We start from the raw sequence: 248 nt of genomic DNA on the forward strand, positions 1-248 counted from the left end.
GAAAATCCCTTTCTCCAAATTTACCGAAAATAGAGACAATAATCAATAGGAATCACATAATTTATCTAAAATTAATAAATTGAACGTCAATCGGCAGGTCTGCTCCGCGGACGGCTGCGATAATCTGCTGCAGATCATCTTTATTTTTTCCGGTGACGCGCACTTGGTCGTCCTGAATCTGCGACTTGACCTTCAAGCCGGAGTTTTTGATCACCGCGTTGATTTTTTTGGCGTTGTCTTTATCAATG

The 248-nt window shown here is 41.1% G+C and carries 1 protein-coding gene; it reads right to left on the minus strand.

The genetic code is table 11. The features are described 5' to 3' along the window. Positions 1-61: 61 nt before the first annotated feature. Positions 62-248, minus strand: a 187-nt coding sequence (locus tag R0K30_RS22965; RefSeq protein ID WP_410613276.1) for a nucleotide-binding YajQ family protein, incomplete at its 5' end; no start/stop codon positions are given.

Origin of the sequence: Bacillus sp. SIMBA_154, assembly GCF_046536015.1 — a bacterium.
Lineage (GTDB): Bacteria > Bacillota > Bacilli > Bacillales > Bacillaceae > Bacillus > Bacillus pumilus_P.